Annotated in this window: 21 protein-coding genes, 2 pseudogenes, 1 riboswitch and 1 other annotated feature; of the genes and pseudogenes, 20 read left to right on the top strand and 3 right to left on the bottom strand. The window is 33.2% G+C overall.

The genetic code is table 11. The features are described 5' to 3' along the window. The first annotated feature begins 104 nt into the window (after positions 1–104). Entirely contained in the window at positions 105–275 is a 171-nt protein-coding gene (locus ACYFX0_RS20855; RefSeq protein WP_000551042.1) for a DUF2197 domain-containing protein, read from the top strand. Positions 276–344: 69 nt separating this feature from the next. Further along, positions 345–601: a binding site (T-box leader), on the top strand. 83 nt (positions 602–684) lie between these two features. Then, complete coding sequence (gene lysS / locus ACYFX0_RS20850; RefSeq protein WP_016098563.1) at positions 685–2,238, top strand: lysine--tRNA ligase; 1,554 nt, start codon at positions 685–687, stop codon at positions 2,236–2,238. Positions 2,239–2,297: 59 nt separating this feature from the next. Here lysS and ACYFX0_RS20845 read toward each other — a convergent pair whose 3' ends face one another. Beyond that, the gene (locus tag ACYFX0_RS20845) at positions 2,298–2,726 is read right to left on the bottom strand and encodes a cell wall hydrolase (RefSeq protein ID WP_001128402.1); all 429 of its coding nucleotides are present in this window, start codon (positions 2,724–2,726) and stop codon (positions 2,298–2,300) included. A gap of 150 nt (positions 2,727–2,876) precedes the next feature. On the opposite strand from ACYFX0_RS20845, the gene ACYFX0_RS20840 reads away from it, so the two are divergent. The 4 genes from ACYFX0_RS20840 to ACYFX0_RS20825 all read left to right on the top strand — a co-directional run bounded on the left by ACYFX0_RS20840 (position 2,877) and on the right by ACYFX0_RS20825 (position 6,704). After that, positions 2,877–3,791 carry an acetamidase/formamidase family protein gene (locus tag ACYFX0_RS20840; protein WP_106082195.1) on the top strand — a complete coding sequence of 305 codons (915 nt, stop codon included), beginning with the start codon at positions 2,877–2,879 and terminating at the stop codon, positions 3,789–3,791. A 127-nt stretch (positions 3,792–3,918) separates the two neighbouring features. Then, positions 3,919–4,626, top strand: coding sequence for a response regulator transcription factor (locus ACYFX0_RS20835; protein WP_000238995.1), 708 nt, complete (start codon positions 3,919–3,921; stop codon positions 4,624–4,626). Continuing rightward, complete coding sequence (locus ACYFX0_RS20830) at positions 4,623–5,606, top strand: sensor histidine kinase (RefSeq protein ID WP_106082196.1); 984 nt, start codon at positions 4,623–4,625, stop codon at positions 5,604–5,606. Before ACYFX0_RS20835 ends, ACYFX0_RS20830 begins: the two co-directional genes overlap by 4 nt. 201 nt (positions 5,607–5,807) lie before the next feature. Further along, complete coding sequence (locus tag ACYFX0_RS20825; RefSeq protein ID WP_460271943.1) at positions 5,808–6,704, top strand: LysR substrate-binding domain-containing protein; 897 nt, start codon at positions 5,808–5,810, stop codon at positions 6,702–6,704. A 58-nt stretch (positions 6,705–6,762) separates the two neighbouring features. On the opposite strand, the gene ACYFX0_RS20820 is transcribed toward ACYFX0_RS20825, so the two are convergent. Continuing rightward, positions 6,763–7,752, bottom strand: coding sequence for an aldo/keto reductase family protein (locus ACYFX0_RS20820; protein WP_000395988.1), 990 nt, complete (start codon positions 7,750–7,752; stop codon positions 6,763–6,765). 518 nt (positions 7,753–8,270) lie between these two features. Here ACYFX0_RS20820 and abc-f point away from each other — a divergent pair. The 6 genes and pseudogenes from abc-f to ACYFX0_RS20790 all read left to right on the top strand — a co-directional run bounded on the left by abc-f (position 8,271) and on the right by ACYFX0_RS20790 (position 14,657). Continuing rightward, on the top strand, positions 8,271–9,899 hold the full coding sequence (gene abc-f, locus ACYFX0_RS20815; RefSeq protein WP_002082721.1) for a ribosomal protection-like ABC-F family protein: 1,629 nt from the start codon (positions 8,271–8,273) through the stop codon (positions 9,897–9,899). 20 nt (positions 9,900–9,919) lie between these two features. After that, complete coding sequence (locus ACYFX0_RS20810) at positions 9,920–10,513, top strand: GNAT family N-acetyltransferase (protein ID WP_000503550.1); 594 nt, start codon at positions 9,920–9,922, stop codon at positions 10,511–10,513. 55 nt (positions 10,514–10,568) lie between these two features. Further along, a pseudogene (locus ACYFX0_RS20805) lies at positions 10,569–10,929 on the top strand (DUF3267 domain-containing protein); the annotation flags it as partial. Between the two features lie 314 nt (positions 10,930–11,243). Beyond that, positions 11,244–12,014 carry an ABC transporter ATP-binding protein gene (locus ACYFX0_RS20800; protein WP_000404445.1) on the top strand — a complete coding sequence of 257 codons (771 nt, stop codon included), beginning with the start codon at positions 11,244–11,246 and terminating at the stop codon, positions 12,012–12,014. Continuing rightward, positions 11,989–13,920 (top strand): ABC transporter permease, encoded by a 1,932-nt coding sequence (locus ACYFX0_RS20795; RefSeq protein ID WP_000144184.1) that lies wholly within the window; start codon positions 11,989–11,991, stop codon positions 13,918–13,920. Before ACYFX0_RS20800 ends, ACYFX0_RS20795 begins: the two co-directional genes overlap by 26 nt. 53 nt (positions 13,921–13,973) lie before the next feature. Then, positions 13,974–14,657, top strand: coding sequence for a lipoprotein BA_5634 family protein (locus tag ACYFX0_RS20790; protein ID WP_231130553.1), 684 nt, complete (start codon positions 13,974–13,976; stop codon positions 14,655–14,657). Between the two features lie 77 nt (positions 14,658–14,734). Here the strand turns inward: ACYFX0_RS20790 and ACYFX0_RS20785 are convergent, their stop codons facing one another. Further along, positions 14,735–15,076 (bottom strand): DUF3914 domain-containing protein, encoded by a 342-nt coding sequence (locus ACYFX0_RS20785; protein ID WP_001165517.1) that lies wholly within the window; start codon positions 15,074–15,076, stop codon positions 14,735–14,737. Positions 15,077–15,352: 276 nt separating this feature from the next. On the opposite strand from ACYFX0_RS20785, the gene ACYFX0_RS20780 reads away from it, so the two are divergent. The 8 genes and pseudogenes from ACYFX0_RS20780 to ACYFX0_RS20745 all read left to right on the top strand — a co-directional run. Next, positions 15,353–16,594 carry an esterase/lipase family protein gene (locus ACYFX0_RS20780; RefSeq protein WP_106082198.1) on the top strand — a complete coding sequence of 414 codons (1,242 nt, stop codon included), beginning with the start codon at positions 15,353–15,355 and terminating at the stop codon, positions 16,592–16,594. A gap of 87 nt (positions 16,595–16,681) precedes the next feature. Next, entirely contained in the window at positions 16,682–17,707 is a 1,026-nt protein-coding gene (locus ACYFX0_RS20775; protein WP_000701766.1) for a homoserine dehydrogenase, read from the top strand. Positions 17,708–17,796: 89 nt separating this feature from the next. Beyond that, positions 17,797–19,245, top strand: coding sequence for a MocR-like pyridoxine biosynthesis transcription factor PdxR (gene pdxR / locus ACYFX0_RS20770; protein ID WP_000471637.1), 1,449 nt, complete (start codon positions 17,797–17,799; stop codon positions 19,243–19,245). Between the two features lie 4 nt (positions 19,246–19,249). Next, positions 19,250–20,164 carry a D-alanine--D-alanine ligase gene (locus ACYFX0_RS20765; RefSeq protein WP_460271938.1) on the top strand — a complete coding sequence of 305 codons (915 nt, stop codon included), beginning with the start codon at positions 19,250–19,252 and terminating at the stop codon, positions 20,162–20,164. A gap of 73 nt (positions 20,165–20,237) precedes the next feature. Then, positions 20,238–20,343: riboswitch (TPP riboswitch) on the top strand. Positions 20,344–20,470: 127 nt separating this feature from the next. Then, positions 20,471–21,160, top strand: a complete 690-nt coding sequence (tenA, locus tag ACYFX0_RS20760) for a thiaminase II (protein ID WP_460271936.1) — start codon at positions 20,471–20,473, stop codon at positions 21,158–21,160. A gap of 397 nt (positions 21,161–21,557) precedes the next feature. Further along, positions 21,558–21,821, top strand: a complete 264-nt coding sequence (locus tag ACYFX0_RS20755; protein ID WP_002082716.1) for a DUF3937 domain-containing protein — start codon at positions 21,558–21,560, stop codon at positions 21,819–21,821. A 453-nt stretch (positions 21,822–22,274) separates the two neighbouring features. After that, positions 22,275–22,586, top strand: coding sequence for a heterocycloanthracin/sonorensin family bacteriocin (locus ACYFX0_RS20750; RefSeq protein WP_142399144.1), 312 nt, complete (start codon positions 22,275–22,277; stop codon positions 22,584–22,586). Between the two features lie 152 nt (positions 22,587–22,738). After that, positions 22,739–22,870: pseudogene (locus ACYFX0_RS20745) on the top strand (site-specific integrase); the annotation flags it as partial. Positions 22,871–22,954 lie beyond the last annotated feature (84 nt).

The following is a 22,954-nucleotide window of genomic DNA, read 5'->3' as shown; positions in this document are numbered from 1 at the left end:
AAGAATAGAGGTAAACCTTTTAGTCAAAGGATATTAAAATTTATAATGTAGAAAAATGACCTTCTCACAAGTGATTAAAAAAGTGTATAAACAAGGAGAGGAAAATGCATATGATGTTTTATGAAATTGTTTGCTTTTCTTGTAAGAATATATTTCGTGTTTACGAAGGTAGTGAAAAATATAAGCGATTTAAAGAGAAACCAAAAGGGGCATATTGTTGTGATGAGTGTAGCCACAAAATTCAATTAGAAGCGATAAAGAATTTTTTTAGATAATTTTACGATTTCGATTCGGAAAAGTTTGACAATAAAAGTGTTATAAATTATCATATTAAAAAACTAATATTTAAGGCATAGAAGAGAAGAGTAGTTAAGAAAGAATACGTACAGAGAGCTCTGGTAGCTGAGAAAGAGCGGTATACATCTTAACGAAAAAAGACTTGGAGCTGCGCAAGGAACTAATTTATTTAGGGATGGTGCGACGGGTTCTCCCGTTATAGAGATAGGGTATAAGCATATTTTGCCGTACCTGAAGAGGTTAATATGGTGACATATTAACAAACTGAGGTGGTACCGCGAAGCTAACAACTCTCGTCCTCAAGATGAATAATCTTGGGGGTGAGAGTTTTTTTGTTGCATAAAACTGGAAATTAGAAAACAAAAAAATAATTGAGGTGAGTAATATATGCATTGGGCGTATGAAGTAGCACATGAATTAATTAGGAAACATCCAAATAAAGAAACGTTTGTTTGTGCATCTGGAATTAGTCCGTCAGGTTCTGTTCATATTGGGAACTTTCGTGAAATCGTAACGACTTATTTCGTAGTAAGAGCACTTCAAGATTTAGGGAAAAAGACTCGTTTTATATTTTCGTGGGATGATTATGATAGGTTTAGAAAAGTTCCAAAAAATATTGATCCATCTTTTGCAAAGTATATTGGTATGCCATACTGTGATATTCCAGATCCGTATGGATGTCATAACTCGTATGCGGAGCATTTTGAAAAAGAGTTTGAAAAATCGCTTCAAGCATTTGGAATTGGAGTGGAATTTATTTATCAACATGATGAATATAGAAGCGGAAGGTATAACGAAAATATATTAGAGGCTTTGTATAAACGAAAAGATATATATGATATTTTAATGGATTTTAAAACTGGAGAGTGTAGTGAAGAAGAGCGAGAGAGCTTTTATCCAGCTACATTATATTGTGAGAGGTGCGGGAAAGATACAACAACTATTACACATTTTGATGAAGTATTAAAAACAATCCGGTATGAATGTGAATGCGGAAATGAAAAAGAGTTATCCGTATTAAATACAAATAAAATGAAACTAAATTGGAAAATCGATTGGCCGATGAGATGGATGATAGAGGAGGTTGTTTTTGAGCCGGGTGGCAGAGACCATTCATCAGAAACGGGTAGTTATAATGTATCAAAAGAAATTGCAAGGAAAATATTCAATCGTGAAGCTCCTCATTATGTTGCTTATGATTTTATTGGAATTAAAGGCAATCATGAAAAAATGTCTAGTTCTTCAGGAAATAGTATTACACCTAGTGAGTTGTTAAAAGTGTATTTACCAGAAGTAATTCTGTTTATGTTTGCAAAATATAGACCAAACGCAGCTTTTCATATCGGTCTTGATGAAGATGTGATTCGCAATTATACAGAATATGAGCGATTGAAAGATAGTTATGAAAATAAAACGCTCAAAAATGAAGATTTACTTGATGCAATTAAACTTTCTAGAGTTACTATCGGGTTTAAAGAATATCCGAAATTTAATCAAGTAGCAGGAACGTTACCATTATTAAATTTTGATTCAACTATTTTACAGGGGATATTAAAGAAAATAGATAGGAGCTATGCATTAGATGAAATGAGAGCGGTGAGTAATCGCACAGAGTATTGGATAAGAAATTTTCAATCTGAAAAATTAATTGCGGTAAATCAAGAGAGAAATACAGAGTTTTACAACACATTGGATGAAAGACAGAAAGAATGGTTAGTAGAAGTTTGCGATATACTTCGTTCTAACAAAGATTACTCTCACTTAATGGAGCAATTATATGCGATTTGTCATCATGAAAATAAAAAAATAATGAAAGAAAATCAAAAACAATTATTCACTATTATATATAAGCTCATTATGAATCAATCAAATGGTCCTCGTATACCATTATTAATACATGTAGTAGGCATAGAAAATTTCATCACACTATTAGATTTCTAAAACACAGTTAAAAGCAACGCAAGTACCAAAATTTCTAAGTACTTGCGTTGCAAATTTTACTATCGTGAATACATTTTCGGACATTCATCACCACTTGGTTCATAAAAACAATGGCTTTTAAACTGTCCTACAAATGGCTGATTATACCATTCAGGCGGACAAGCTCCAACTGGACGGAAATACCAAAGAGCCCATCGTGCAGGCCAGCGCCATTGACCTTGTAAAACTTTTCGTGCGATTTCTTTTTCTGATTCACGAGCGCGTTGATAAAAATATCCATATTGTACTGCTTCAAATCCGCCGGGGCTTTGATATACAGCGTCTCGTACGGTACGGAGTTGTTTAAAATCTAAGCAATCACAAAATACACGGTTTACTACAACGCATCCAACTAACTCCTCACCTTGGCGACCTTCGCCTTCAGCTTCAGCACGAATTAATCGAGCTAGTAAATCAACATCACTTTCGTTGTATGGAATAAGGGGCATAGTGATACCACCTTTCTGTTATAGTAAAGAGTGTATGTTATAAAACAATCTGCGTGCTTTTTTACATGAAAATAACATTTAATTTTAAGAGGAGCTTGTATAAAAAAAGCTAATTAGTAATAGTAGATAAATATAAAAGGGAGAGGTATTATGTATCGAATTCATAAAGACCATATCATTTACTCAATGTCACCAGAAAATAAGCCGTGTATGGAAGTAGAAATTGGGAGCAATCTTGTATTTGAAACATATGATTGCTTTGAAAATCAAATCGATTCTGAAGATGTTGTGTTACAAGAATTAGATTGGAACCGAATTAATCCAGCGACTGGACCTGTATATGTTAAAGGAGCAGAACCTGGCGATATATTAGTCGTAACGATTGAAAAAATTGAAATTGCAGAGCAGGGCGTTTTAACTACAGGTGCAAACCTTGGTGTAATGGGTGATGAGTTAAATGAAAATACAGTGAAAATTGTCCCAATACATAATGAATATGTTTTGTTTTCAAGTGAACTACAAATCCCGATTAATCCAATGATTGGGGTAATTGGTACTGCACCGAAAGAAGAGAGCATTTCATGTGGCACACCGCATGATCACGGCGGGAATATGGACTGTAAAGAAATTAAAGAAGGAACAACACTACTACTACCAGTTAATGTCCCAGGAGCACTATTAGCATTAGGTGATTTACACGCAGCAATGGGTGATGGTGAAATTGGTGTTAGTGGTGTAGAGGTTGCTGGTGAGGTAACGGTAACAGTTCAAACGATAAAAGGAAAACAATGGCCATTACCAATGGCTATTCAAAAAGAAAAAATGATGACGATTGCTTCAGAGAAATTGTTAGATGATGCAGCAAATCGTGCTGTACGTAATATGGTGACATTTTTACATGAAGAATTAGCAATGTCTAAAGCTGATGCAACGCTTTTATTATCGGCAGCAGGTAATTTAAAAGTTTGCCAAGTTGTGGATCCGCTGAAAACAGCGCGTATGGAACTAGGAATGGATTATGTGGAGAAACTAGGATTTACTTTTAGTAAATTTCATATTAAATAGATAAGGGACGAAAAAGGATACTTTCGTATAAAAGCATCCTTTTTTTAATTTACTGATTTTGTGAAAAGAGGTAGTATTTATTTTATATAAGTATATTTGAGATTGTGGATTAAAAAGGAGTTCAATAATGGTCAAAATTATGATTGTAGAAGACGATATGAAAATTGCAGAACTATTATCGACACATGTTGCGAAATATGGTTATCAAGGAGTTATTGTATCGGACTTTCAAAATGTATTAAACATTTTTTTAGAAGAACAACCAGAGTTAGTTTTATTAGATATTAATTTACCGAGTTTTGATGGGTACTTTTGGTGTCGTCAAATTCGCGGAGTTTCAACATGTCCGATACTATTCATTTCGGCTCGTGAAGGTACGATGGATCAAGTTATGGCGTTAGAAAACGGTGGCGATGATTTTATTCCGAAGCCTTTTCATTATGAAGTTGTAGTGGCGAAAATTCGTAGTCATTTAAGACGTGCATATGGAGATTATGCACCGAAACTAGAAGAGCGAATGATTGAGCAACAAGGCCTTTGTTTATATCCTGAAAGGCTTGTATTGAAACTTAGAAACGACGAAATTGATATAACGAGAAACGAAGCTATTTTATTAGAGACATTAATGAAAAATTATCCGCGTGTTGTGAGTAGAGAAGTGTTACTTAATAAATTATGGGATAGTGAATCTTATGTTGATGATAATACATTAAGTGTAAATACAACACGTGTGCGTAAAAAGTTACAAACGTTACATATAGAAGGTGCGATTGAAACGATTCGTAGTGTTGGATATAGATTGCACATTACTTGGGATAATGGTATAGAAAAATGATAAGGTTGTTTATACGTGATCATATACCAGTTATTTGCTTTACCATAATTCAACTACTAGCTATATTTCTCGTATATTGGTTTGATGGGCATAATCATATTACAACGGCGTTATACGCAATGTTTCTAGGTGTTTTCTTTATGGGAAGTTATTTAGTGTTTCGTTATTTTACACATCGTTCTTTTTATGAGCGCCTGGCAAACCCGATGCAATCTTTAGATGAATCTGTTCAAAAATCTGATTTTGCAGCTGTATCGGCTGCTCTTCAAGAACTACTTGAGGTGCAATATCGACATTATCAAAATCAGCTGCAAATACAAGAGAGAAAAAATAATGACCATTTAACCTTTATGAATCAGTGGATCCATCAAATGAAAACACCTTTATCTGTAATAGAATTAATTACACAGGATGAAGTAGATTCACGTTTTGAAAGTATAAATGAGGAAACAGACCGATTAAAAAAGGGATTGGAAATGGCTCTATATGTCGCACGATTAGAAGCGTTCACACAAGATTTTTATGTAGAAAGGGTACAACTACATAAAATAGTGAATGATTCGGTACATGAACATAAACGTTTCTTTATACGGAATTTTGTATATCCAGAGCTTGAAATTGATAAGGACATTACTGTAGAAAGTGATGTGAAATGGTTAAAGTTTTTAATCGGACAAATACTATCGAATGCGATTAAGTATTCATCAGGTAGTAGAGAAAAGATTAAAATGAAAGCTTGTAAGGAAGGTAATACCGTTATACTTGAAATTGCTGATAATGGCGTAGGTATACCGAAGCAAGATTTACCAAGAGTATTCAAACCTTTCTTTACAGGAGAAAACGGTAGAGATTTTAAAGAATCAACAGGAATGGGGCTATATCTTGTATATGAAATTACAAAACAATTAGGACATAGTGTGGAAATCCATTCAGAAGTTGGTAAAGGTACGGTAGTGCGATTAATATTTTTTAATGTGTAAAAAGTAATCAAGGCTAAAGAACTTTGGAGATAAGTTTTTTAGCCTTGTTTTGTACCCTTGATAACATTGGAGAATGAAATATTCTATAAATAAGAGAGGCAAAATGAACCCAATAAGAATAAATGTAAGACTACATACATGAACCATTTTTTATAATAAAAATAGAATCTTATAGAAGTTGCGAATGATAGGAGGCTTGAAATGGATATTCGTAAAATGAAATATTTCATAACGGTGGCAGAAGAATTAAACTTTAGTCGTGCAGCAGAGCGTCTTATGATGGCACAACCGCCTTTAAGTCAAGAAATTCGAAAATTGGAAGAAGAATTAGGAGTTCAACTTTTTCACCGGACAAAAAGGATGGTTGAGCTTACCGAGGCGGGGAAAGTCTTTTTAGAAGGTGCTAGGCAAACATTACTTCAAGTAGATAGAACGATTAAAGAAACACAGCTTGCAGATGAAGGGAAAATCGGGCATTTAATCATCGGTTTTGTCGATTCTACAGAAACAGTTATGGGCATATTAAAAACATTTCGAGAACGTTTTCCAAAAATTCAGCTCATATTACGTGAGATGACAACAGACCAACAAATAAAAGCGCTTTACGAAAAACAAATTCATATTGGATTTATTCGTTCGGAGCAAAATAATGAAATATTATCTTCTGAAGTTTGTTCTGAAGAGTGTTTAAAGTTGGTTTTGCATGAAAATCACCCTTTCGTTTCGTTACCTAATATTTCAATCAAATCATTAGTGGAGGAACCATTCATTTTATTTCCTCGTCATTTCGGTACAAATTTTTATGATTTAATTATTAGTTACTTTTGGAAATATGGGGTAAGTTTAAATATTGTTCAAGAAGCAGTTCAAATGCAAACGATTGTAAACTTAGTTGCAGCTGAAATGGGGATTTCTGTCGTTCCATCCTCGGTGGAAAGCTATAAAAAATCAGGAGTGATGTATAAAGATATTCTAGAAAATACACCGGAAATAAATTTATATGCTGGATGGAGGAAGGATGAAAAGTCTGTCGTGTTAAAGAACTTTTTAACAGTTGTTAGAGAGGTTTATATGACTTCCCACAGCCCATCTTTATAGGATGGGCTGTGGGAAGTTGGCAAGGGGTGTTTATTTATAGATAAAACTTACTCATGATTCAACCTGTTTTACTAGTATCATACTCAGCGAAACCTTTTAATACACTGTCAATCTGATCCATAATTTCAGGTTGCAATTTAACACTAGAAGCAATTACATTTTCTCTTATTTGTTCCGGATTTGAAGCACCAATAATTGCAGAAGAAACAGCTGGATTTTGTAATACCCAAGCAACTGCGAGTTGAGATAAGGTAAGGTTAATTTCTTGTGCGATAGGTTTAATTTCCTGGATAGCGGTAAGCACATCATCACTCATCCAACGTTGCACGAGTTTGTCAAAAAACGGTTTTCCAGCATCGGAGTTAGCACGCGATTGATTCGGTAATGGTTTACCAGGTTGATATTTTCCTGTAAGAATACCTTGTGCAAGTGGCGACCATACGATTTGGCCAAGTCCCTCACGTTGACATGTTGGAATCACATCAGTTTCAATAACTCGCCATAACATCGAATATTGAGGTTGGCTAGCGATAAATGGAATGTTCAATTCGCGTGCAAGTGCTGCACCACGGGTAATTTGTTCTGATGTCCATTCGCTTACGCCTAAATAGAGAACCTTACCTTGTCTTACAAGATCTGAGAAAGCTAACATTGTTTCCTCAAGAGGAGTTGTTATATCAAATCTATGTGCATAATAAATATCGATATAGTCTGTCTGTAATCGTTTTAACGATGCATTACAATTTTCTATAATATGTTTTCTTGATAATCCACGATCATTTTTTCCAGGACCGGTCGGATGGCATACTTTTGTACATAGTTCTATACTTTCTCGGCGTATACCTTGCAAAGATCGGCCAAGTACTTCCTCAGCTATCGTGTCCGAATAAACATCAGCAGTATCGAACGTTGTAATTCCAACATCTAGTGCGGCTTTTACACAATCATTTGCAGTATTTTCGTTTACTTTTCCACCATGGTTTATCCAGTTCCCGTATGCGATTTTACTTACTGTTAATCCACTGTTTCCTAGTTTACTAAATTCCATTGTAGAACCACCCCTTAAAAATGATACCTTTATTATAAGAACTGAAATTTAGTATGTATAATATATGATTTATGATGAATTTATATAAAATTTATATAAGAGGGAATGCTTACAATTTTATTGCTAGGGAAAGCTAAAGCAAGTAGTACAACAAATGTGGTTGATACTTGTTCGATATGAAGTGAAGAAATAATGAATAGACCTTAAAAGAAAGCAATCTTTTTTAGCAGCACAAATAATTGCATTTACTCATACAGTACTATTATGGTACAATATGGTTACTAATGAGGGAAAGGAATGATGGGTGGACGATGATTAACTAATCTTATTTTTAAATGTTGAAATTCAATAAATTTCAATTTCTAAAAAATAGGATTAGTCTGCCCGATTTCCATACAACGGTATTGCTATTTATGTTGCGTAATAGCTTATTTGGGTGTAAATATTTTAACGACTAATCCTGCCAAATTTATTTGGGAGGATTTTTTTATTCTCCCTTAATGAAAGGGATCGGTATTATGAAAGAACTATTAAAATTAAATGATGTTTATGTTGAAATAAAAGAAAATATGTTGTTAGAGAAAATGAATGTGACAGTAAAACAAGGGGATGTTATCGGATTAATTGGTAAAAACGGTGCTGGTAAATCAACGTTACTTCAATTAATAAATGGAAAGATTGAGCCTTCAAAAGGGATTGTTGAATGGCAGCAAATGAATATGACAACCGCATATGTTGAGCAAGAAATAGAATCTTTTATTAGTAACGATGTAATTGCAAAAGAAGCAGAACTGCTTGCGAAATGGGGCGTGCCAACGAACGATTTTCATACTTTAAGTGGTGGTGAAAAGTTAAAAATTCGATTAGCAAAAGGATTTGCTAAAAATCCTAATGTCTTAATATTAGACGAACCGACAAATCATTTAGATGAAATGAGTACGGAATTTCTCATTAAACAAATAAAAAATATGAAAGGTACAGTTATCGTTGTATCGCATGATCGATATTTTTTAGATGTTGTTGCAACAAAAATATGGTCAATTGAGGACAAAAAATTAATTGACCATAGTGGTAATTATACAAGCTACATGAAAGCACGTGAGCAAAGAAGGAAGTCGCAGCAGCGAGAATATGAAAAGCAGCAAAAAAAGATAGAACAAGTAGAAACACATATAAAAGAATTAAGTTCATGGTCACAAAAGGCACACGCGCAGTCTACAAAACAAGAAAGTTTTAAAGAGTTTTATCGTGTAAAAGCGAAACGAATGGATGCGCAAGTGAAGTCAAAAAGAAAACGTCTCGAAAAAGAGCTGGAGAAAACGAAAGTAGAACGTGTGAAAGAAGAGTATTCAATTGAGTTCTCTATTCAAGCGAGTAAAAAAGTAGGAAAACGCTTTTTAGAAGTAAAGCAATTAAAAAAAGAATTTAATGGAAAAGCATTATTTGAAAACGTTAATTTTACAATTCAGCACGGTGAGAAAGTTGCAATTGTTGGACCAAACGGTAGCGGGAAAACAACATTACTGAAGATGATTATGGGAGCGGAAACTGCTGAAGGAGAAATATGGATTTCACCATCTGCAAACATCGGTTATTTAACACAAGAGGTTTTTGATTTGCCACTGGACAAAACGCCAGAAGATTTATTTTTTAAAGAGACGTTTGAAGAAAGAGGAAAAGTCCAAAATTTAATGAAACATTTAGGGTTCCAAGCTTCTCAATGGAAAGAGCCGATTGAGCATATGAGTATGGGAGAAAGAGTAAAATGTAAGCTAATGGCTTATATTTTAGATGAAAAAGATGTACTCATTTTAGATGAACCGACGAATCACTTGGATCTACCTTCACGTGAACAACTTGAAAATACATTAGCTGAGTATAACGGAACATTAATAATTGTTTCTCACGATCGATATTTTCTAGAGAAAACAACTAACATAAAACTCGTGTTTTTAAACAATACGATACAAAAGCAGCTAGAAGAACCTACTAAAACAAGAGATAATATTGAAGAGCTACGTTTAACGTTAGAAACAGAGAGACAAGAAGTATTAGGGAAATTAAGCTTTTTAACTTCTAACGACAAAGAATATAAAGAACTTGATGAACGATTTATAGAACTTACGAAGCAGATAAAGGCGTTATAACGTAAGTAAGGGGAATTAACATGGGAGAAGAGAGTTCAACTAAGTTATTTAGAATAGATTGTGGAGATATATACTTGCAAGGGTTTATGGTCAAAGATGCAGAAAGTATTTATAAAATAGCCAATCAACCGGAAATAGAAAAGTTTTTACCAGACTGGAAATCGACGAAAGAACAAAGGGTGGATTGGATTGCAAATTATGAAATACCAGCAAACAAAGCATTTCTTGAGGCAGTGAAAACTACGAATAACATAGATAATCATATGTTAAAGCTAGGAATATTTAAGGAAGCTACAAATGAATGCATTGGATGGTGCTGCACAGGCATGAAAGAAGAACTCCCTTCACCAAACAGAGAGATAATGTATGCTATCTCAAATAAACATCAAAATCATGGCTATGCTACAAAAGCGACTAAAGGCTTAATTGACTATTTGTTTAAAGAAACAAATTTAATTGTCCTTAACGCAATTACTTTAATTAACAATGTACCATCAAATAAAGTTATTAAAAAATGCGGGTTTACTTATTTGAGTGAACACAAGATAGCAAATCAACTATATAATCATTATGTATTGAGTAAATCTGAATGGATAAAAAATATTGTGCAGTAAAAGGAATTAATACGAAATCATAAAAAAGCTTAGAGCTAAAACTCTAAGCTTTTTTATATTCATTTTATCCCGCATAGGTACCTTAATCTTTATCATTCACGAATGTTTACACATTTTAGTAATAAGTAAAAAAGGGGATATTAGCTTAACATTTAGTAAAAGATTTTTTGTGCTAAATACAAATGCAGTCTTATCCAAAACGAGATTTTGGGTCTTTATGAGCTTGCCTATTATTGTATTATCAGTAGTACCTGCCATGATGTCGTTCTTTGTATCAGGAAATATTAAATCAATTTTATTATTTATATGTTGGATAAACACATTCATTTCCGCCTCAGATATTTACAATTCGTTTTTGATTGCAATGAAACCGAAGCACTCATTTTTTTTGCAGAGGTTATTATAAAGTGAAATAGTATTTAATGGGTAACTCAAATATGCTTTAACTACATACAGCAGTTAAAATATAATATTTGAAAGTAAAAAGACCGATAAAAATCGGTCTTTTCATATTAATAAAATTAAGATTAGAAAATAGCATTGTAATTCAAACCAATATGCAAATATTATAAGATAGATATGCTTTGTTTATAGATTGAAAATAGGTTTATTATCAGTTTTTTTAGAAATCTTACAAGCGTGTAAGATAAATGAAAGATGAATCAATATGAGCTGTAAGACAATTCATTTACACTCTATAGTGAGCGGTGGAAATGAAGGGAGAATATAAATGGAAATTTTGCAGGCAAATAGTATTAGTAAAGTATATAGAGGGAAAGTACCTTTTAAAGCATTAGTAGATATTGATTTATCAATTCAAGAAGGTGAATTTGTAGGAATTATGGGCCCGTCAGGTAGTGGGAAAACAACGTTATTAAATATGGTATCTACTATTGATTCTCCATCATCGGGAGAAATATTTATTAATGGTACAAATCCTTTCCAATTATCATCAGAAGAATTAGCGTTATTCCGCAGAAAACAATTAGGATTTGTTTTCCAATCATTTAATCTTCTTAGCACACTTACTGTAAAAGAAAACATCGTATTGCCGATGACTTTAGATGGTGTTTCTGTGCAAGATATGAACAAACGAGTGGAAGAGATTGCACAGAAATTAAACATTACAGATATATTGAGTAAAAGAACGTTTGAAATATCAGGGGGACAAGCTCAAAGAACAGCAATTGCTCGTGCGATCGTTCATAAGCCGCAATTGTTACTTGCAGATGAACCAACAGGGAATTTAGACTCTAAATCTTCAAATGATGTAATGGAGATGCTTGATACTCTAAATAAAGAAGAAAAAGCAACGATGATGTTAGTTACACATGATCCGTATGCAGCGAGCTTTTGCAGCCGAGTAATCTTTATTAAAGATGGTCAACTATATAACGAAATTTATTGTGGTGAAAGTAGGCAAACTTTTTATCAAAAGATTATGGATGTCCTTTCTTTGTTAGGAGGGAAAAGGCATGACTTTTCGTCAGTTCGCATTTAATAATATTTTTCGCAATAAGCGTACATATGCTGGCCATTTTTTAAGTAGTGCATTTTCTATTATGATTTTCTTTACGTATGCTCTTTTATTATTTCATCCTGATTTACAAGGTGAGTTGAAATCGACAAGTGCAACAATAAGTGCATTTGGTACATTGGGATTTTCAGTTTCGCAAGGATTGATTTTTGTATTTTCATTTTTCTTCATTCTATATTCAGTTAGTTCGTTTTTAAAGACGCGTAAGAAAGAATTTGGTATTTTAATGATGCAAGGTATGTCAATGAGACAGCTTAAGAAATTATTATTAATTGAAAATATGTTGATTGGACTTGGTTCAATTTGTATAGGGATTTTCATTGGACTCATATTTTCTAAACTAGTCTTATTGATAAGTGCAAGTGTATTAATGATTAATAATGGTTTACCTTTTTATATACCAGTGCGGGCTGTATTATTAACAGTTATTACATTTCTTTTCTTGTTTTTAATTGTTTCATTATTTACATTTAAAATGATAAAAGTAACGGAACTTGTGGAACTTATTCGAGCAGAGGAAAAGCCAAAACCTGAACCGAAATCTTCAGTTTTATTATCGATACTTTCTTTAATTAGTATAGGGTATGGATATTTTTCAGTATTTCGCTTCATACCAAGTACCAATTTTATTACGCTTGGAATAGGTGTGCTTCTAGTAATTATAGGAACGTACTTTTTATATACACAGTGTAGCGTGTATATACTGCACCTTGCTAAAAGGAGAGAATCTTTCTTTTTAAAGAGAACAAATATATTAACATTTTCTGAATTAATTTACCGTATGAAAGATAATGCAACGATGTTTTTTATAGTATCTATAGTTTCAGCAGTTGCATTTACAGCAATTGGTACAACAGCCGCAATTGGAAATAGGGATTTGGTAAGGATGACAAATCCGTATACATTTTTGTATGGAAGTTTTGAAAATGACAAAGTATTGAATAAAAATCTTTCTATTATAAAAAAACACCTTTCTGATGCTAATATTCCGTATCGAATGGCTTCATCTTCATATATATACACAGAAAATGGCGTAAATGTAATGAAGTTAAGTGAATACAACGATCTTGCTAAAGCACTAGGCTATCAACAAGAAACAATTGAAAAAGAAGATGAAATTTTATTAATTCCTGGAGTCGTATCACAAAAACAAGAATTTAAAAATGGCGAGTATAAAAAGAATATAGAAGTCATTCAAGGTGATTGGACAAAGACATTTCATGTGAAAAAAGCTGTAGAAAATTTAGTTTTACCACATGATTCTAGAACTATTTATATCGCTGTTCAAGATCAGGTATATGATGGAATACCTCTTACTAGTGACCCAGTTAATAAAGAAATTCCATATCGTACTTATGGATTTGTTGTAGATGATTGGATAAAAACGAAAGAGATTTCAAATCAATTAAAGAGTATATTCGATAAAAATCTTAGGGACAGAGATTTCTACTTTGAAGCTTTAACATTAAACTTGTTGGAAGCAAAGCAAAAGAATGGTTTATTACTTATGGTAAGTATTTTAGTTGGAATCGTCTTCTTTACATTCGCCGCTAGTTTTATTTATTTCCGATTATATACAGATTTGGATCGCGACCAACAGCAATATAAAATGATTTCGAAAATGGGATTAAGTAAAGGTGAGTTGAAAAAAGTTGTAACGAGGCAGTTATTATTAATGTTCTTTTTACCAATTTTCGTTGCAGTGATTCATACTGTAGTTGCTTATATAGCATTACAGCAATTAGTCGATTTTTCTATCATAAATAGCTCTATCGTTATTTTAATTTCATTTATATGTATACAAGTTTTATATTTCTTTATAACCCGTTGGCGTTACCTGCAAAAGCTTTATAAGGTTATGGAGCAATAGAATTTATTAGCTTGTAAGACTACACTAAAGTATGTGGAAAAATGAACTGTATGATGAAAGGAATCGTGATGAAAAGAATATTAACTATTTTTATGTTAACTATAATACTTTTAATAAGCTTTAGTGCATGTTCTAAAAAGGACAACTCATTTCCTGCAAACGGTGTATTAATTATTGGAGATGAAAATAATATTTCACCAATTATTAATCGTTATCAGGAAATTACGGAAGAAAATGAAGTGTTTTCTGTGAAAAAAGGGGAAGTTGGAAATGGAAATGTCTTAATTTTAAATGAATCTACAGCACAAGCATTGATTAAAGAAAAACTTTTTCGAAAACAAGATAATGGCTCCAATTATATTATAGATACGTTACCGAAATTCCCAAAAGAAGGGTCACTATTATTTACAAGTGAAGACGATAAGACTATGAAAAGTATTAAAATAGGAGGGGAAGAGATTCCTGTTACATACGATAGTGATGCTTGGATAGGTAACAATCGTAAATATTCAACGGAATGGTATATGATTGTAGCAAAAAATAGTGTGTATAAAGAAATAAAGGCAAATGAAATGAAAATGCATCTTCTTCATTTGAAAAAATCTCTAGGTGACGAAAAACCTAAAATGTCGACAGATAATACATTGGTTAATGAAAATGTTAAAGTAAAAAAACTAATTAAAGGTTTGGAAGGAAAAGTATCTTTCCAGTTTGTAACGATTGGAGAAAAATCATAAAAAAAGAGTTCGAGGTTGATAGAAACTTTATCACCCCCGAACTCTTTTTAGTTTGTAGACCAATCAAATATTATGCTTTACATTACTTCATTTAATCGAGTCTCGTTTGTTTCCTCAATCGCATTTGAATTTTGAACTGAATTATTTTGGGCTTCTTTTTCTTTACGAGCCTTTTGTAGCATTTCAAGGATGATCCATAAAGGAACACCTTTATCCTTTAACATCTTCCATAAATCTAATTCATTAAATTTATGCTCAGGCTGTTTCATTTCTTTTTCAGATGAACGAATATCAAACTTGATAGGATCATTTACTTTCTTACTTTCCAGTTTAGTAGAAGAGATAGTATTATGCTCAAGAGTAGATGGAGTTATTTTAGTAGGTTGAGATAATGTATGAATATTTGATCCGATTTGCATGCTTTTTCCTCCTTTTCAAGCAATGAGATTAGTTTTCTTATGGTTTTTAAATCTTTTTAACATGAGGAAACTATATCTAATTATAAATTCAAATAAACAGATTTACAAGTTGTATTGTAAAAAGTAAATGTTCACTTGAATTAATATTTATCAACAATTGTATATGTTTTCTATATATACAACGTATATAAAATACTTTACATTATGTTTAAGTTGTTAAAACATTCTGTTAATTTTTAGAAGAAAAATGTAAACGTTTTATTAGGGGGAGAAAGTATGGGGAAGTTATTTTTAAAAATATGTTTTTTCGCATTAGTGACCTTATGTTCATTCGCAGCGAAAATATCATATGCTGAAGAGAGGCAACCAAATAATTATCCTATCATATTGGTGAATGGATTTGCTGGATGGGGTAGAGAAGAAATGCTTGGCGTAAAGTATTGGGGTGGTGTTCATGATATACAGGAAGATTTGAAACGAAATGGTTATACGGTACATACCGCAGCTGTTGGACCTGTTTCTAGTAACTGGGATCGTGCATGTGAATTGTATGCGCAAATTAGCGGTGGCACAGTAGACTATGGTGCCTCGCATGCTGAGAAACATGGACATAATCGTTTTGGCAGAACTTATAGTGGTTTTACGCCGAATTGGAGTGAAATAAATAAAGTTCATTTAGTTGGGCATAGCATGGGTGGACAAACGATTAGAACATTAGTACAGCTATTAAAAGAAGGTAGTTTTGAAGAAAAGAATTATGCGAAAAATCACCCAGACACCAAAATATCACCACTATTTGAAGGTGGAAAATCATATGTTCATAGTGTTACAACATTAGCAACCCCTCACAACGGTACAACACTTGCGGATGGTAGTCTTCTGCTGCCGTTCGTTAAAGATTTACTCATTACAGCTGCGAGCTTTGGAGGAAACAATAATTTATCTTTATATGATTTTAAATTGGATCAATGGGGTATAAAGAAGATTGCTGGAGAGTCCTTTTTCCAATATAGTAATCGTATTCTAAATAGTTCACTTTGGAAAAATACAAAAGATATAAGTCAATGGGATTTAAGTACAGATGGTGCAAAGGAGTTAAATAATTGGGTAAAGACGCAACCGGATGTTTATTACTTATCTTATAGTGGACATGCATCACAAGCAGCACCTATTACAGGTTTACATTTGCCTCATATAACGATGAATAAAGTGTTGATGGGGAATGCATTTTTCTTAGGTTCTTATGCGAGATATGAAGAAAACCGTCCGTTAGTTGATACTTCTTGGTGGCAAAATGATGGTGTAGTAAATACAAATTCTATGATTGCACCAATTTCTAATGTTGCTGTAAATAATCATGAGTCATTACAGGTTGGAAAATGGAATCATATCGAAACGAAAGCGAATTGGGATCATCTCGACATGGTAGGATTAAGTGTTTCAGACTCGTTAGGTTTTTCTAGCATTCAAGAGTTTTATAGAACAATTGCTGAAAAGCTATCACGTTTACCGAAATAAGTAATAATAAAGCGCTCTCGATGGAATTCGAGAGCGCTTTATATTATATTGAAAGAGGGGTTTGGTAGAAAAATATGGGGGGATATTATGAAAATTCAAGTTGTATTATCAGGATACGGAACAGTAGGCAGAGAGTTTATAAAATTATTAAATGAAAAGTATTCATATATATATGAAACATATGGGATTCAATTAGTTGTAAGTGGCGTATTAGGAAGAAATATTGCAATACATAATGAAGACGGCTTATCTCTTCATCATTTATTGATGTATGGTGGCGGTACCGCTGCAATTGAAAAATATTTAGAGTATCATCCGAAGGAACGTGCAACAACTAGCATAAGTGGTACTGTATTGGTAGAATCAACAGTTACAAATCTTAAAGATGGAAATCCAGGGAAACAATATATGAAACAAGCGATTGAGAAACAGATGGATATAGTAGCAATTTCAAAAGGTGCACTCGTTACAAACTGGAGAGAAATAAATGAAGCAGCAAGAGGCGTAAATGTACGAATTCGATATAGCGGTGCAACAGCCGCTGCACTACCGACGCTAGATATCGGACAATTTAGTTTAGCCGGTTGCAGTATTGAAAAAATAGAAGGAATATTAAATGGAACAACTAATTATATTCTTACGAAAATGTATGAGGAAGATATGACATTTGAAGAAGCACTGAAAGAAGCGCAAAATAAAGGAATTGCTGAGACAAACCCTATATTAGATATAAGTGGTTCAGATAGTGCGTGTAAATTGTTACTTTTGACAAACAGCTTAATGGAAACAGAGAAAACACTTACTGATATACATATAAAAGGAATCGAGCACGTTACAAAACAGCAAATACAAAATGCTAAGGAACAACATAAAATTATTAAATTAATAGCATCAATATATAAGGATGAGGGTGGCAATGTGAATTTAAATGTTGAACCGTGCGAAATAGAAAAAGATCATCCGTTAGCAAAAGTAAATGGGACCGAAAAAGGAATTACGTTCTTTACAGATACGATGGGACAAGTTACTACAATTGGTGGGGCTTCTAATCCACGAGGCGCTGCAGCTGCAGCTTTAAAAGATGTAATTAACTTATATCGAAAAGACTTGTAAGACCGTACCGCCCTTTATAAAAAATACATATGTCGTGGACCTTTTGTGAATGAAATAAATATGCAAAAATGATTGCAGGGGGTAAGGAATTGTTTAAGGATTTTAAAGTTGTTAAAGATCGTCCCGTTTATATTCAATTGAAAGATTATTTGAAGAAGATGATTATGAAAGGGCACTTGCTCGGGAATCAAAAAATCCCATCAACAAGGGAACTAAGTGAATTACTAAGTGTGAGTAGAAACACTGTACTTGCTGCTTATGCAGATTTAGAGCAAGAAGGACTCATTTATGCAGTTAAAGGAAAAGGGAACTTTGTTGCGAAGGTAGATATATCTAACACTTCGTCTGTTGAAATAGATTGGAAAAATAAACTTAATACAGTGACCGCATTAGCGGATGAATTAGATTTAATGAAACATGGTGTTCGTTGGGAAAAGGGAATGATTGTTTTTAATAGTATAGCCCCGGATGAGAAGCTATTTGATGTTGAAAACTTCAAAAGAGCTTTTCTTACTCGTATGTCCATTGAAGGGGACATCGTATTGAACTACGGATATGCAAAGGGATATAAACCGTTAATGAATTATTTACTTCATTACATGGAAATGAAAGGTGTAGACATTTCGAATAAAGATATTCTAATTACAAATGGATTTACAGAAGGATTGGATATTGTACTTTCTTCTTTATCAAAAAAATCCGGTCGTGTCATTTGTGAGAATCCAACTCACCACGCTGCACTAAAGCTGTTCCGTTTACATGGACTTGAAGTTCATGGGATTGATATGAATGAGGATGGTATTGATACGAATGAAGTTGAAAAAAGCTTACGTGAAAAAGATTTTGATTTTGCTTATTTAATTCCTTCTTATCATAATCCAACCGGTATTGTTACGAGTTCAGAGAAAAGAACGGAATTGATGAGGTTATTCTCGAAATATAAGGTTCCTATTATAGAGGACGGATTTAATGAAGAATTACGTTATTCAGGTTCACATTTAGCTCCCTTATTAACTTTTGCTGGAGCTGGCAATAATGTGATTTATATTAGTAGCTTTTCAAAGGTACTTTTCCCTGGTTTACGTGTAGGTTGGATTATTGCAGATAAAGAGCTGATTCATTATTTAGAAAGCGTAAAAAGAGCAAGAACAATCCACACATCTACGTTAGATCAAGCGGTTCTATTTCAATATTTACATGAGGGATATTTTGAGAAATATTTAAAAAAGGCAAGATCGGTTTATAAGAAAAAATATGAGTTAGCTGTCGGCGCGTGTAATCAGTTCATTCCTTTCAAAAGAATGACTGGAGATGGTGGACTTCATTTATTTATAGAGCTAGAAGAGCATATGAATGCCCGCACACTTTTACAAAAGTGTTATGAGAAAGGCGTTACGTTTTCACCTGGAGATGTTTTTTACTCTGATGGAGAAGGGGCGAACACTTTCCGATTAGGGTTTTCGCGCTTGAAAGAAGAAGAAATAGTTCGGGGAATTAAAATAATTGGTGATACATTAAAAAATGAAATTTGGAGTTGAGAAAATGAAAATCGGTGTTATTATGGGCGGGGTATCGTCTGAAAAACAAGTTTCAATTATGACAGGGAATGAAATGATTGCTCATTTAGATAAAAATAAGTATGAAATAGTCCCAATTACATTAAATGAAAAAATGGATTTAATTGAAAAAGCGAAAGACATTGACTTTGCGTTGCTCGCATTACACGGGAAATATGGAGAAGATGGGACAGTTCAAGGAACACTGGAGAGTTTAGGGATTCCTTATAGCGGAAGTAATATGTTATCTAGTAGTATATGTATGGATAAGAATATTTCGAAAAAGATTTTACGTTATGAAGGTGTAGAAACACCAGATTGGATTGAACTTACAAAAATGGAGGATCTAAAGCTTGATGAGTTAGATAAGTTAGGATTTCCATTAGTGGTAAAACCAAACTCTGGCGGATCGAGTGTCGGGGTGAAAATCGTTTACAATAAAAATGAATTGATCTCAATGCTAGAAACTGTATTTGAATGGGATTCTGAAGTAGTAATTGAGAAGTATATAAAAGGTGATGAAATTACATGTTCCATTCTGGATGGAAAACAGTTACCTATAGTTTCAATTCGACATGCAGCCGAGTTCTTTGACTACAATGCAAAATATGATGATACTAGTACAGTTGAGGAAGTTATCGAACTTCCAGCGGAAATTAATGAATGTGTAAATAAAGCGTCACTGGCTTGTTATAAAGCATTAAAATGTAGTGTTTATGCAAGAGTTGATATGATGGTGAAGGATGGAATTCCATATGTAATGGAAATTAATACATTACCAGGGATGACACAATCAAGTTTATTGCCAAAAAGTGCAGAAGCAGCGGGAATTAGTTATAGCAAACTATTAGATATGATTATTGAAACATCATTAAAAGTTAGAAAAGAAGAAGGGTTTTAAGGGGATTATATAACTAATTCTTTTGACAGTTTCACGAAGTATGCTATGATGAATACATTATAAAAACAAAATATTTATCCACTAGGGGGGCCTTTTATAGGCTGAGATCAAATGTGATTTTGAGACTCTTAGTACCTGATCTGGTTAATGCCAGCGTAGGGAAGTGGGAAAGACGTTGCTATTTAATGAGTAAATAAATACTGTCAATTTCACTTTCTTTACGCCTGTAAAGAAAGTTTTTTTATTTTACAGCTTTAATAATTGTGGATAAATACTTATATTTTATACATTATTGGAGGGATTTAAATGACTTTTTCACAATCATTACGTAAAGAAGTAGATTCAATTTGGGAAGCGAGTTTTAACCATCCTTTTGTAAAAAAACTTGGTGAAGGAACGTTAGATTTAGCTAGTTTTCGCTATTATGTGCTTCAAGATTCATATTATTTGATTCATTTTGCTAGAGTACAAACTTTAGGAGCTGCAAAAGCTCTTGAATTAGAGACGACAGCTCGTATGGCACATCATGCTCAAAATACATATGAGGCCGAGTTATCTTTACATGAGAATTTTGCTAAAAAGCTAGGGATAACAAAAGAAGAAAAAGATAATTTTATTCCTGCGCCAACTGCATATGCGTATACTTCACATATGTATCGTGCTGCGTATGAAGGGCATTTAGGAGATATCATTGCAGCAATTTTACCTTGCTATTGGTTGTATTACGAAATTGGGGAACGTTTAAAAGAATGTCAGCCGGAAGAGCCAATTTATAACGAATGGATTTCTGCTTATGGATCTGATTGGTTCCGTACGCTAGTTGAAGAACAAATTACACGGTTAGATACTATTGCTGAAAAAGTAACAGAGGCAGACCGCAAGCGTATGAAACAGCATTTTATTATTAGCAGTCAATATGAATATTCATTTTGGGAAATGGCTTATACATTAGAAAAGTGGCCAGTGGATACAGACGTAAAAGACGTAATTGGATAAAGAATAGAAGTAATGTTAGAGATAGGTATGATCCATACCTATCTCTATATTTTTTCTTGTCAAATTTGCGTAAAGTCATTAGTGCTACGGATATGGTGAAATAGAATATCGATAATTTAGCTCATTTAATTGTCTACGCATTAACTGGATAAACTTCTGTCACATTTATTTTACAATTAAAGAACGTAAATGTTGGTGGTATGAAGTTAAATAAGAAAAGAAACCCGAGCTGTTAGCTGTAACGGAGTTGTTTTTTCTTTGCAGGAATTTCTAAGTTAACATGAAGTGCTGTTCATACAATATGCAAATTTGCATATTGTATTTTTTTGAGTTCTTTGTGTGTTAAAATCAAATATAGAGATATGGAAATATAAAGAAGCAAAAGCAGGAATATCTAATGAATTTTGAGAGGTGTTATATGTTTACAAATAAGAAATTAATTCGATTTGGTTTATCGTTGTTTGTATTTTTAGGGATAATTAATTTTACAATCAGCTATTTCCAAACATATCTTGAAACAGCAGCAGATATTAAATGGGTAATTCCAGAAATTTGGAAAACTATTTTACTAGATGTTCCTCAAGGTATACTTGTTCTTTTAGGCGCAATTGCATTATATGATTTCACAAAAGAGGCATCACAAAAAGACGCATCAATCTAAGTGTGTCTTTTTTCAATTAGAAATTTCATAGAGAGCTTTGCTGGAGAAATAGAATAAAAAGCCCTAATTAGGGCTTTTTTCTTTATAGGAATTTCTTAACCGTCATAGAAACCGGTTACTTAGAGGTGTTATAGCAAAGGCATTTACAGTACAAGAAAATCTAAGTGATATATGGAAATATATAGGATTTGTCCGCGTGATTATTGAGAAATTAATTGAGCTTAGTAAGTATGAAGATATGACGCTAGAATTTATATTTTATAATTTCTATTTATAAAAATGAGCCCATAGTAAAAATAGGTATATGAACAAGGTGCATCATCTAGTGATAAGTCATACTTTGTTGGTGTACGTATTGAACTTAGTTTATAGCGCTATCTCTACTTAGATGTAACGAACAGAAATATAGGGAAGCATCAATGAGGTTGTATTTTATAAACGGAGGTTATGAAAATGAATCAGTTTCAACAAGAAATACAAGCGTTAAGCCTTAATGATTACCGATCTGGAAATATTGTCTATTGGGACCAGCAAAATCAATATCCATATTACTATATTGAAGATGCTGCTCGTCGCTGTGGGGGTTGTGGTCGTTGTGGCGGTTGTGGCGGAGGTCGTTGTGGCGGATTCCGTTGTGGTGGATTCCGTTGTATTGGTTGCTTCGGTTGTTTTGGTTGCGGAGGTTGTGGCGGTTGCTCTAACTGTTTTGATGGTTTTAGTGGTACTACTGATACTACTGGTACTATTATAACGTATGAATATTGATTGCATTTATCCTGCTATTTGCCGGGCAGTAAGACCCTAAAAAAATTCAGCGAGAGCAAAGAGAAGTTAGGTGGCCGGCTGCCCATAAAAGCCCGATGGATGAGGGCTAATTAAAGTTTCACCTTATCAATTAAAAAACATTAGTTTTATATATGTACGTGCCGACAAAGAATATAGTCATTATTAATGGATATATTCAATCATTCAAGTGAAAGAGTAACAATAAGATATATAGGTGTAATCAAGATGTGATGGATAAAGCAATGACTAGATTTAAAATCTAATCATTGTTTTTTTCTTATGGTTTTATCATTAAATATCTGTCTAGTTTGGGCATTGCTTCCTTCTAGCTAATGATTTTATTACAA

Source organism: Bacillus sp. NEAU-Y102 (assembly GCF_054788175.1).
The sequence above is the reverse complement of the archived record's forward strand: the minus strand, read 5'-3'. Positions and strand labels throughout refer to the sequence as shown.

Coding starts and splice junctions, on each gene's coding strand:
- ACYFX0_RS20855 (WP_000551042.1), top strand. CDS start 105: ATGCATATGATGTTTTATGAAATTGTTTGCTTTTCTTGTAAGAATATA.
- lysS (WP_016098563.1), top strand. CDS start 685: ATGCATTGGGCGTATGAAGTAGCACATGAATTAATTAGGAAACATCCA.
- ACYFX0_RS20845 (WP_001128402.1), bottom strand. CDS start 2,726: ATGCCCCTTATTCCATACAACGAAAGTGATGTTGATTTACTAGCTCGA.
- ACYFX0_RS20840 (WP_106082195.1), top strand. CDS start 2,877: ATGTATCGAATTCATAAAGACCATATCATTTACTCAATGTCACCAGAA.
- ACYFX0_RS20835 (WP_000238995.1), top strand. CDS start 3,919: ATGGTCAAAATTATGATTGTAGAAGACGATATGAAAATTGCAGAACTA.
- ACYFX0_RS20830 (WP_106082196.1), top strand. CDS start 4,623: ATGATAAGGTTGTTTATACGTGATCATATACCAGTTATTTGCTTTACC.
- ACYFX0_RS20825 (WP_460271943.1), top strand. CDS start 5,808: ATGGATATTCGTAAAATGAAATATTTCATAACGGTGGCAGAAGAATTA.
- ACYFX0_RS20820 (WP_000395988.1), bottom strand. CDS start 7,752: ATGGAATTTAGTAAACTAGGAAACAGTGGATTAACAGTAAGTAAAATC.
- abc-f (WP_002082721.1), top strand. CDS start 8,271: ATGAAAGAACTATTAAAATTAAATGATGTTTATGTTGAAATAAAAGAA.
- ACYFX0_RS20810 (WP_000503550.1), top strand. CDS start 9,920: ATGGGAGAAGAGAGTTCAACTAAGTTATTTAGAATAGATTGTGGAGAT.
- ACYFX0_RS20800 (WP_000404445.1), top strand. CDS start 11,244: ATGGAAATTTTGCAGGCAAATAGTATTAGTAAAGTATATAGAGGGAAA.
- ACYFX0_RS20795 (WP_000144184.1), top strand. CDS start 11,989: ATGACTTTTCGTCAGTTCGCATTTAATAATATTTTTCGCAATAAGCGT.
- ACYFX0_RS20790 (WP_231130553.1), top strand. CDS start 13,974: ATGAAAGGAATCGTGATGAAAAGAATATTAACTATTTTTATGTTAACT.
- ACYFX0_RS20785 (WP_001165517.1), bottom strand. CDS start 15,076: ATGCAAATCGGATCAAATATTCATACATTATCTCAACCTACTAAAATA.
- ACYFX0_RS20780 (WP_106082198.1), top strand. CDS start 15,353: ATGGGGAAGTTATTTTTAAAAATATGTTTTTTCGCATTAGTGACCTTA.
- ACYFX0_RS20775 (WP_000701766.1), top strand. CDS start 16,682: ATGAAAATTCAAGTTGTATTATCAGGATACGGAACAGTAGGCAGAGAG.
- ACYFX0_RS20765 (WP_460271938.1), top strand. CDS start 19,250: ATGAAAATCGGTGTTATTATGGGCGGGGTATCGTCTGAAAAACAAGTT.
- tenA (WP_460271936.1), top strand. CDS start 20,471: ATGACTTTTTCACAATCATTACGTAAAGAAGTAGATTCAATTTGGGAA.
- ACYFX0_RS20755 (WP_002082716.1), top strand. CDS start 21,558: ATGAATTTTGAGAGGTGTTATATGTTTACAAATAAGAAATTAATTCGA.
- ACYFX0_RS20750 (WP_142399144.1), top strand. CDS start 22,275: ATGAATCAGTTTCAACAAGAAATACAAGCGTTAAGCCTTAATGATTAC.